Genomic DNA, 1,193 nt, shown 5'->3' with positions numbered 1-1,193 from the left:
TGGGGTTTAGATGTTCTCTCTCGTGACTCCTGACTCGTTACTCGGCTCTTGATCCCGCTTCTCGGCTCTTCAAAAATCGGGCATAGGGTTTAGCAAAAACCAAACCCTACACCCGAATCTTATTAGATCAATCATCCGGTATTAACTTTGCTCGTTCTTCCTTTATGGATATTGACACCGGAGCCCCTTCTTCAAAGCTGCCAGAAGTCTCGGCTTCTGCTTTCACCATTACTTCACCAAATTCCGTTTTCACGTAGGATTCAACGTAATTACCAAGATATACATTTGTGATTACCTTACCTTCGATGTGTCCTTTACCGGGAGTTTTCAAATAAAGGCCTTCTGGTCTGCATCCGAGGACATATTTCACATTCTCCGATATTTCTATTCCTTTTTTCAGTAGCAATTCTTTACCTTTTATCGAGACTTTCACACTCTCAGACTCAACAGCTTTGATTTCAATGGGGAAAAATGCGATTTTTCCCATGAAATTTGCAACGAATTTCGAATTAGGTTTTTCATAAACTTCGTTAGGAGAGCCAATTTGCATTATTTTGCCGTCGTTCATAACAACGATCCTGTCGGAAAGTGTCATGGCTTCTGTACGATCGTGAGTAACATATAGAGCAGTTATACCAACCTGCTTCTGTATTCTTCTTATTTCAACACGCATTTGTTCTCTCAGTAATACATCAAGGTTAGAAAGGGGTTCATCAAAAAGAAGGACAGAGGGCTCTACAACAAGGGCTCTTGCTAAAGCCACTCTTTGTTGCTGTCCACCAGAAAGGCTTGACGGTGGCCTATGCTCGAAACCTTTTAAGCCAACTAGCTCCAGAATTGAACTAACCTGTTCCTTTATTTTAGCTTTGTCCATTTTTCTCATTTTCAACCCGTAAGCAACATTGTTCCCCACACTCATATGCGGAAAGAGCCCGTAGCTTTGAAATACCATGGCAATGTCGCGCTTCCAGGGTGGTATGAATGTGACGTCCCCTTCGCCTATCAGTATTTTTCCCTTCGTGGGAGTCTCAAAGCCCGCAATCATTCGTAAGGTAGTTGTTTTCCCACAACCCGAGGGACCCAAAAGGGTAACAAACTCACCGGGTTTTACACTGAAAGACACATCATCCACTGCGTTTATATCCTGTCCTTCAAAACCTTTGAATACCTTTGAAATATTTTTGAGCGTAACA

At 42.3% G+C, this 1,193-nt stretch carries 1 protein-coding gene; it reads right to left on the bottom strand.

The annotated features are described in order from the left end of the window. Positions 1-127 precede the first annotated feature (127 nt). The coding region (locus AC3LHT_RS07915; RefSeq protein WP_488662508.1) for an ABC transporter ATP-binding protein at positions 128-1,193 on the bottom strand (1,066 nt) is incomplete at its 5' end.

It is taken from the genome of Kosmotoga sp. (assembly GCF_982836095.1).
Note: the sequence above shows the minus strand (reverse complement) of the source record. Positions and strands in the feature narration are given on the sequence as shown.